Raw genomic sequence first — 7,750 nt, 5'->3', positions numbered from 1 at the left:
GCGGGATGGGTCCGTGTCGACGCAACCGTCGCCGGACTCCAGCCCGGCGAGAAGTGCCGGCTGATCGTCCTGTCGACATCAGGCGAGCGCGAGATTGCCGGCAGCTGGCTAGTGGCAGAGCAGAAACAGACGACACAAGCCGAAGGCCTCGACCTCTCCGGCTCCGCAGCCATACCCATCGACCAGGTGAAATCCCTGATCGTAGAAAACGACCAAGGCAAACACTACGTCGAAGTAGGAGTCTGACGCGCAAATCATGACATCGGGCGTCCGCGGAGCATGGTATGTGTCGTGTCGATGAATTCGCCGGCCTGGCCCGTTCCCGGGCCAGGCCGCCGTCAGGTCTGCGGCGGAGCGGGATTTGTTCAGCGGTCCACGGCATCTGTCGTCAGACCACAGTGCGACGCGATCCGTTCTTTGAGGACGAGCGAGGCCATGTGAGTCGATAGCCGGAGCATGAACTGCTCCTCGGCCTGTCGCACCACATCCGAGACCAGGACCACGCGTTCCTCATGTCGCACCGCGTGCTGGACCGCGGCTTCTGCGGCCGCCCGGGCCCGGCGCCAGTCGTGCATCGACGCGGTGTTTGTGACGTGGCTGTCCTGATAGGCGGCCACACGGCGGCGAAGCAGCAGTTCCACGAGTTCGGTCCATTCCATGCGGTACATATAAGAACCAACGGTTCCAGCACCGATTTGGGTCACCGTATCGCGTACCTTCTTCAGGCCGATGGGTCTTGCTCTCGGGCGAGCCTTGATCTGAGGGCGTTAAGCGCATAATGGTGGCGAGATTTCACGGTGCCGACGGGTATGCCGATCAGTGCGGCGGTTTCCCGCACACTGTGCTCGAACACATAGAGATGCAGGACGACCTCCCGGTGTTCATGGGTGAGGCCGTGCAGCAGTGCGAGAATCTCTATCGAGGTAGCGATGGATTCGGCGTGATCGGGCAGCAATGCCTCTTGCCCTTGCGCCCCGACTACTTCTTTACGTGCCATGGAACTGCGTGATCGGTCGATGATCAGGTTGCGGGTGACGGTCAGAAGCCAGCCACGGATGGAGCCGGCGGTGGAACAAAGCCGTTCGGTGTGCGGCCACGCCCGGATAAATGCCTCCTGGGCGATGTCCTCCGCCAGATGCCGATCCCGGAGTATTTTTTCCGCGTAAGCGATGACAGCGGGGGCGTGCTCGGCCATCATGGCATCCAGCAGGTCGGAGCCGATCACGGAGTTCTTGAGAGCAGTCTCAGGTGTGTTCATGGTGTTCGGATTTCTGGTGCGGACAGTCGGCGTGCCGGAACCCGGCTCATCCCGTGGCGAGGGGCCGTGCGGTGCTTGTGGCGGAAACCCGTACCGCGCACGTCGAGTCCGGCAGGGGTCGTTTCCCGGCCAAGGCAACCAGCAGATCGTTTACGTCCCGTTGATGAGTGGTTTATGGATGTTGCACGCCATCGCCAGTCGCGCCCTCCTTGTGGTGTCCCACCGCGTGGAAGGTGGCTGCGACCAGGGCGATTGCGTGTCCGGCGGCGGATGTGACGATCGCGGAGGGGCAGCAAGTGACCGACTATTCAGGCAAGTTGAGGCTGTGGCGCCTGAGGGGGACCAGTGCGTTCGGCCTGGGGCTGTTAAGGACGCCACCGGCGTCGGGACCACAGTCAGAGCCCGGAACGTTGGCGCCGCTCAGTCCGCGCAGTGGCGCCAGCGACATCCTCGGCGCCCGGGCCGGCGACTGCGGTGAGGGCGCTGAGAGCTGGCCGCACAGGTTCACCGAGCCGAGGCAACCTGGGCTGAGTGCGGTGATGATGCTGCTCTGCGGCCCGCTAGGGTGGCTTTCCCGTAATAGCCGACCGCTGCCCTTCCGCCCTATGGGATATGCGTTCGTCGCGCCAGCCATGGCGGTTCATTTAGGGTTGGGCCTGGAACTCCGAATGGCCGTAATTATTGGGCACGCGCCACGGGTGGCAAGGGCGGAGCAGTCGTGACCGAGGAGCTTCTTTTGATGCGTCTGGCTTAGCCTACTCGCTCCCTGCGGTAAAGCGTCTCGAATATATCTCAAAAGACTCTGTCGTGCAGACATTTCGCTACTGAAAGCCTCAAGTCACCGTGCCGAGCCTCGCCCGGTCACCCGTGGCGCTGAGTCGTGCGTCACTGCCGAAGCTCGCGGGCACGTGTGATCATTCAATTGCTGGTGGTGTCCACTGGCTCCTGGCAAAGGTAGTCCAGTCCGTGAGCAACAGTTGCTGAATCAATGGACCCGGCAGTCCGGGCCGGTTATCTTTGCGAGACATGATGGATTTTCAAGCCGCTGTGAGGAGCAGTCCATGCGCGTGCTCATACCGCTTCCCGACCATGACTTCGATGTGACTGAAGTTGCCGTCCCCTGGCACATCCTCAGGGATGCCGGGCATGACGTAATTTTCGCCACCGAGTCCGCAGGAACGATACCTGAAGCTGATCCGCGTCTATTGACAGGTGTGATGTTCGGCCGAATGGGGGCGGAATCGGATGCCAAATCAATCTACATGCGTTTGGTGCGGTCTGGGGAGTTTGCCTCGACGATCGGATGGAACGAAATCGAACCCGGCGAATTTGATGGCCTTATCTTGCCCGGTGGGCATGCGCTCGGTATGCGACAGTTTCTCGAATCCGAACTACTTCAAGAGAAGGTTTCGAAATTCTGGTCGCTGAATCGGCCTGTGGGTGCGATATGCCACGGGGTCCTGGTGCTCGCGCGCACAAAGGACCCTGCTACCCAGAACAGCGTCCTCACCCTTCGAAACACAACGTGTCTTCCCAAATATCTGGAACGAGCCGCCTACTTCCTGACAGCGTGGCGGCTCGGCAAATACTACCGGACGTCGCCGTTCTACGTTGAGGATGAAGTCAGAGCTGCGCTCGAAAACCCTGAAAAGCAGTTCCAGCGGGGGAATGTCATTCTCTCCAGGAGAGGGACCATGACCGACGACTCGGCGGCGTTCGTCGTGCGCGACGAGAACTACGTGTCGGCGCGCTGGCCTGGCGACGCCTATCTCTTTGCCCGCCGCTTCGAGGACCTGCTCGAGTCGAGGCCAGTGCGCGACTCGTGACCGTAGCGACGAGGGCGAGCGTCATCGAGAGGCAGTGTTGTCTACTTCCCGTCCCGCCGTAGTAGACGGTCCGGCGTCTCCCTCGCCACCTGGCGCTCTGGCGCCCGACCGGGTGTCTGCCGGAGTGGGGCAGCGGTCGTCCCGATCGGCGCCTCTCACGAGTGGTGAGCGATTCCCCCCTCTGAGCGTGGCGGGTCCGCGTTCTTGCCTCTGTCCAGGGCGGCGGCGAAGGCCGGAGCGGATACGCGGGAGAAGGCGGACAGGCGTCGCTCGACCAACTTGCGTCGCCCGGTGACGTCGTCAGAGCTGATCAAGTTCCACAGGTACAGCAGCTGCCTGCCGAGCGGTACGGCGGTGCGGGGGGAGTTCAGCAAATCCCAGGTAGCGGCGGCGCGCTCGATGTCCTCCTGGGCGCGCTGGTCGCCCTGTCGATGTCTCAGCTCGGCCGCGCGCAGTGAGAGTGCCGTGGCCGCGCTGTGGTCCCCGCTCAGGTGGGCCACGTAGGCGGACAGAGCGCAGGTCTCCACAGCGTAGAGGTGCTCGGGTCCGTACTCGCGCGCCGCTTGCGTCTCCAGCGTGGATGCCCGGTTCCTGGCCAGGACCAGGTCGCCGGTTGTCACGGCCTCGCAGACCAGGGCCACTCCTTCGGCCAGGCTAGGCGGGATCGGAACGGCGACGGGAGCATGCGGATCAGCGGGGGGCGAGCCGGGCGCGTGGACGAGATCCGCCGCAGTGGGCGCGACCTGTTGCTCAATGGCTTCGTGCATGCGGGGTGACGGCAAGTCTGCGGGGCGCAGCGTGGTCGTGTTGTGAGATTCCTGGGATTCTGCTTCCGGCTGGCCACGCGGCACCGCTCGTCGGAGCCCTTCGGAGGGTGCTGCGAGAGACGACGGGCGCGGTGAGTGCGGGGGCGACGCCGGTGCGTGGGCCGCTTCCCGAGCGGGCATGGCCGTCTGTGCTGGCTCTTGCGCGCGCATCCGGGTGTCGTGGGGGGCCGGCGCAGGCGGCGTCGCGTCGGGGGCTTTCGAAGCGGACGGCGCCGGACGGGGCTGGCCGACCGGAACCTTGGGGGCCGTGACCGGAGCGGGCCACTGCTCAGCGCCGTGTTGGTCTCCACCCGTACCACCGTCATGGAGGTCGAGCCCGGTCGCCGGCGTGACCGGCGTCAGCATGGCGGTGTCGGGGTCGGTGTAGTCCCACTTCGGGGGAGACAGGTACGGGTTGGTCGTGGAAGGAGCGGGATCCGAAGTGCGATCGGCTTCGGCGGGGCGGTCATACGGGGATCTGACTCCGGCCGAAGGCGTCAGACCTGGCGGCAGGTGAGGCTGGGGCACCTGCGCCGGGGCTGCCGGAGCCAGGGGTGGCCGGGGTGGAGGCGCCTGGGGCACGGGGGTCTGCGCCGGGGGTACCTGGACGGGTGCTTCGGGATGGTCCAGGGACAAGGGGGCGTCGACGAGTTCGCTCGCGCCGTCCGGTCGGACCCTGATCAGCAAGGCTGAGCCTCGTTGCTGGTCGAGTACCGATGCCTCGACGGGCATTTCCATGGCCATGGCGAGCTGATGCAGGTGGTCGAGGGCGGCAGTCTGGGCGGAGTTGCCCGGCACCTCGATGCGCTGTCCGTCGACTGCCACGTTGCCGTCGGTGGAGATGAAGACATTGCACCGCGGCAGGGGCGGAGCGTCGTTCTTCCCGGTGTCCGTCGTGGGGCCGGTCGGCTTCGGAAACATGGAGACCTCACTGTTCTTCAGTGTCGGCGGGGGAGGCAGGCGCACGGGGCGGAGCCGGAGAATCGGCTCTCCTGCGACATAGACTCGGGTGGCTCAGGAGAACGGCCGCGGTGCTCGGGATACGCAGCCTGCTTCGCGCGCGGCGTTCGGCCTCGCCTCACAGGTCGCCGAAGCCAGGCGCACCGCGTGCCACGCGGCTTCGGGCCGGCCAAAGACTCCACCCCGCAGTGCCGTTCGCACGGCAAGCGGCCCTGGGCCGCGGCCGAGTCCGGTCTATCGAGTGGGAGGGCGTTCCCGCCGTCGCCGTCCTTGGTCAGGCGGTCGAACGCGCCGGGCCTCAGCCGCGACAGTCTCTGGCGAGCCGGACCCTTTGGCGTTGATGGGCCTTTTCCAGCGCCTCTGCGCACCGCTTCATCCCCTCCTGGAGTCCCTCTCGGACGAGGTCCGCCGTGTGGTCCGCAGACGGACTCCCCGCGCGAGCCCTGCTCCGTGTGACGGACCTGTGTCGCGCGGATGCGTACGTGGTCGGCAACGTCGTCCGGGCCCGCGCAGTTCAATCCAGATCAATTGCGGTCGGGAGTGAACTGCGCAACAGGTATGGGCCGTAGGTGGCTGTCGTAGGGAGCGCGACGCGCAGATCGAGGAGAACGCGGACCATCTGCAGCGACGTGGCGAGAGCCACGCCGCGAGGAGGGAACGGCCGCCTGTACGGCCGCTCCGCTCGCCTTCACAACACTCGAGATCACCGCTGCCGATCCTGTGCGCCACCTGCCCTGAACAACCACAGCCCGGAGAAGAGGAGATGCACACGATGAGCGCCTCGGCCGCGACGTCCCCGTCGGACGTATGGGTTCGCGGGCCGGTGTCCGCCCCTCAGGAACCGCCCTCGTCCCGCGCCCCCGCAGCGCCATACCCGCAGCATCCCTCGTTGGACGAGGCGCTCCGCCAGAGGCCTCTCTCCCCGGATCAAATCCCTTCCCCGGCTTCCGCGCCTGTCAGGCCCTCACCTCCAGCACCTGTCGCGGTCCCCGCGATGCCTCGTCTACGAGCCGACCGCGACCAGGGCGGCGACACCGCGTCGCCCGCCCCGCCCGCCGTTGATGCCAGCTGGGTCAGCGCTCACGGAGGTGCCGGAGCGACCACGTTCGCGGCGGCGCTGGGCGGAACGGACGCCGGACAGGACTGGCCCGACATCGCGCAGGGCCAGCCCGGCCGAGTACTTCTGCTGGCTCGCACCAACGCGACAGGGCTGCGAGCCGCCTCCCAAGCCCTGGACGCACTGAGGACGGTCCGGCACCCCTCGGGGGTGGACCTGCTGGCGCTCGTGTTGGTGGCCGACGCGCCGGGCCGCCTTCCGCTGGAACTGACCCGTCGCGTTCGTGTACTGCGCTCCGCCGCCCGCACGTTCCACATCCCGTGGATCGCTGAGTGGCGGGTGGGCGAGCCGGCCGCCAAAGTCCCCAAAGCCGTCAGGGAACTTGCCGCGATCCTCCCGCCCGTGCGACCCACTCCGAAAGACGGACAATGAGCAACCCCACCGCCGCCCATGACGTTCTCGCGGCCGCCTTCGACCCCGGCGCCGACGCCGACTTCCTCCTTGGCCTATTGGCATGGTGCGCGTCCGCTGCCGGTGTCGCCGGCGTCATCTTCACCGGAACGGTCATGGCTCTGCAACTGCGCCGAGGCGAGCCCGGAGAGGGCGCCTCGCACATGCGCGGCCTGTTCTACGTGTTCGCCGGCAGCGTGCTTGCGGCGACCGCCGGACCCATCATTCAGTTTCTCGGCCCCCTGGGGCTATGACCGGCACACGCCGGCCTTCCTCGGCGCACAGTTCGCCCCAGCCCCACCTTCTTCAGCCATCACCCTTCCTTACCGCTCGCATCACTCTCGCCCTTTTACCAGGAGACCACCATGCTCACGTTTCTTGCTGCCGCTGTTCCCAACCCTCAGCGCAATGCGCCACCAGCGCTCGCCAACAAGATCGACCTCGTTCTCGGTATTGCGGCCTGGGCGGGGACCGCGGCCGGTGTGGCTGGTGTCCTGGTCACCGGCGCGATGATGGCCATCTCGGTGAAGCGTGGTGAAAGTTCCGAGCACATGAGCCGCCTGGGCATGGTCCTGGGAGGCTGTGTCCTCGTCGCCACCGCCGGCCCCCTTGTTCAGTTCGTCTTCGCCTGAACAGGAAGAGGCCGAACCCATGTTCACCTCGGTCGACGAAGGCGAGGACCGGCCCGCGCCGTTCTGGCGACAGCGCGGGCGCCTGATCGCCGCCGCCTTCCTTGCTGTTGCCTTCGTGATGTCGCTGGTCGCCGTTGCCACGAGGGAGAACACCGCTGGGCAGCTGACCACCACCGTCGCGTCCGGCCCCCTCACCCGCTCCGCGACGGACACCCCTCACCGACCGGAGGGATGCGATACCGACGACCGCGACCGCACGGCTTCCAGTGCCCCGCCGATGGACGTGCGCTGGGGGACGGTCGGCGGTACCCGCGTACCGCTCTCGGCGGCGTCGGGACCGACCCGTACGACGGGGCCGGTGCTGTGGTGCTTCGCCCGCACCCGGATGGGGGCGGTGATGGCGGCCCACGTCATCCCCGCCCAGATGACCTCAGCGAACTGGCGCGCCGTCACCCGGGACCAGGTCGTCGCGGGCTTCGGACGCGACCTCTACGTCTCACAGCGCAGCTCCCTGTCACAGGGAGGCCTCGAGTCCAGCAGGAACGGCACCTACGCCGGCTTCCTGCTCTCGCAGTTCACCACGACACGCGCCACGGTGGGCGTGTTGATCAAGAGTCCCGAGGGGCCCTACTTCAAAACCTCGGTCTCCCTGCGGTGGAGCGGCGGTGACTGGAAGGTCATGCCGGGCAACGACGGCTCCCTGCACACCGAGATGTCGGCGGCGAGCAGCACCGACGGCTTCGTTCTCTGGAAGGTGTGAG

8 protein-coding genes and 1 pseudogene are annotated in these 7,750 nt (G+C 66.5%); 6 read left to right on the top strand and 3 right to left on the bottom strand.

Translation table 11 applies throughout. From position 1 onward, the window contains the following. A pseudogene (locus J2X68_RS39415) lies at window positions 1-246 on the top strand (anti-sigma factor); the annotation flags it as partial. A 119-nt stretch (window positions 247-365) separates the two neighbouring features. On the opposite strand, the gene J2X68_RS39410 reads toward J2X68_RS39415, so the two are convergent. Together J2X68_RS39410 and J2X68_RS39405 are read right to left on the bottom strand one after the other, a co-directional pair. Beyond that, window positions 366-659, bottom strand: a complete 294-nt coding sequence (locus tag J2X68_RS39410) for a hypothetical protein (RefSeq protein ID WP_310437431.1) — start codon at window positions 657-659, stop codon at window positions 366-368. Window positions 660-721: 62 nt separating this feature from the next. After that, complete coding sequence (locus J2X68_RS39405; protein WP_310437430.1) at window positions 722-1,258, bottom strand: sigma-70 family RNA polymerase sigma factor; 537 nt, start codon at window positions 1,256-1,258, stop codon at window positions 722-724. A 1,061-nt stretch (window positions 1,259-2,319) separates the two neighbouring features. Here J2X68_RS39405 and J2X68_RS39400 point away from each other — a divergent pair. Then, on the top strand, window positions 2,320-3,084 hold the full coding sequence (locus tag J2X68_RS39400) for a type 1 glutamine amidotransferase domain-containing protein (protein ID WP_310437429.1): 765 nt from the start codon (window positions 2,320-2,322) through the stop codon (window positions 3,082-3,084). 155 nt (window positions 3,085-3,239) lie between these two features. Here J2X68_RS39400 and J2X68_RS39395 read toward each other — a convergent pair whose 3' ends face one another. Then, window positions 3,240-3,851 (bottom strand): hypothetical protein, encoded by a 612-nt coding sequence (locus tag J2X68_RS39395; RefSeq protein WP_310437428.1) that lies wholly within the window; start codon window positions 3,849-3,851, stop codon window positions 3,240-3,242. A 1,762-nt stretch (window positions 3,852-5,613) separates the two neighbouring features. Here J2X68_RS39395 and J2X68_RS39390 point away from each other — a divergent pair. From J2X68_RS39390 to J2X68_RS39375, 4 genes are all read left to right on the top strand, one after another. After that, on the top strand, window positions 5,614-6,339 hold the full coding sequence (locus tag J2X68_RS39390; RefSeq protein ID WP_310437427.1) for a DUF6668 family protein: 726 nt from the start codon (window positions 5,614-5,616) through the stop codon (window positions 6,337-6,339). Then, window positions 6,336-6,611 carry a hypothetical protein gene (locus J2X68_RS39385; RefSeq protein WP_307160842.1) on the top strand — a complete coding sequence of 92 codons (276 nt, stop codon included), beginning with the start codon at window positions 6,336-6,338 and terminating at the stop codon, window positions 6,609-6,611. Before J2X68_RS39390 ends, J2X68_RS39385 begins: the two co-directional genes overlap by 4 nt. Window positions 6,612-6,722: 111 nt before the next feature. Continuing rightward, the gene (locus J2X68_RS39380) at window positions 6,723-6,989 is read left to right on the top strand and encodes a hypothetical protein (protein WP_307160841.1); all 267 of its coding nucleotides are present in this window, start codon (window positions 6,723-6,725) and stop codon (window positions 6,987-6,989) included. A 19-nt stretch (window positions 6,990-7,008) separates the two neighbouring features. Continuing rightward, window positions 7,009-7,749, top strand: a complete 741-nt coding sequence (locus J2X68_RS39375) for a hypothetical protein (protein ID WP_310437426.1) — start codon at window positions 7,009-7,011, stop codon at window positions 7,747-7,749. The last annotated feature ends 1 nt before the right edge of the window (window position 7,750 follow it).

Origin of the sequence: Streptomyces sp. 3330, assembly GCF_031456635.1 — a bacterium.
GTDB lineage: Bacteria > Actinomycetota > Actinomycetes > Streptomycetales > Streptomycetaceae > Streptomyces.
This window is presented reverse-complemented; position numbering and strand designations above follow the sequence as displayed.

Excerpts from the sequence above, each read along its gene's own strand:
- J2X68_RS39410 (WP_310437431.1), bottom strand. The coding sequence starts at position 659 with ATGGAATGGACCGAACTCGTGGAACTGCTGCTTCGCCGCCGTGTGGCC.
- J2X68_RS39405 (WP_310437430.1), bottom strand. The coding sequence starts at position 1,258 with ATGAACACACCTGAGACTGCTCTCAAGAACTCCGTGATCGGCTCCGAC.
- J2X68_RS39400 (WP_310437429.1), top strand. The coding sequence starts at position 2,320 with ATGCGCGTGCTCATACCGCTTCCCGACCATGACTTCGATGTGACTGAA.
- J2X68_RS39395 (WP_310437428.1), bottom strand. The coding sequence starts at position 3,851 with ATGCACGAAGCCATTGAGCAACAGGTCGCGCCCACTGCGGCGGATCTC.
- J2X68_RS39390 (WP_310437427.1), top strand. The coding sequence starts at position 5,614 with ATGCACACGATGAGCGCCTCGGCCGCGACGTCCCCGTCGGACGTATGG.
- J2X68_RS39385 (WP_307160842.1), top strand. The coding sequence starts at position 6,336 with ATGAGCAACCCCACCGCCGCCCATGACGTTCTCGCGGCCGCCTTCGAC.
- J2X68_RS39380 (WP_307160841.1), top strand. The coding sequence starts at position 6,723 with ATGCTCACGTTTCTTGCTGCCGCTGTTCCCAACCCTCAGCGCAATGCG.
- J2X68_RS39375 (WP_310437426.1), top strand. The coding sequence starts at position 7,009 with ATGTTCACCTCGGTCGACGAAGGCGAGGACCGGCCCGCGCCGTTCTGG.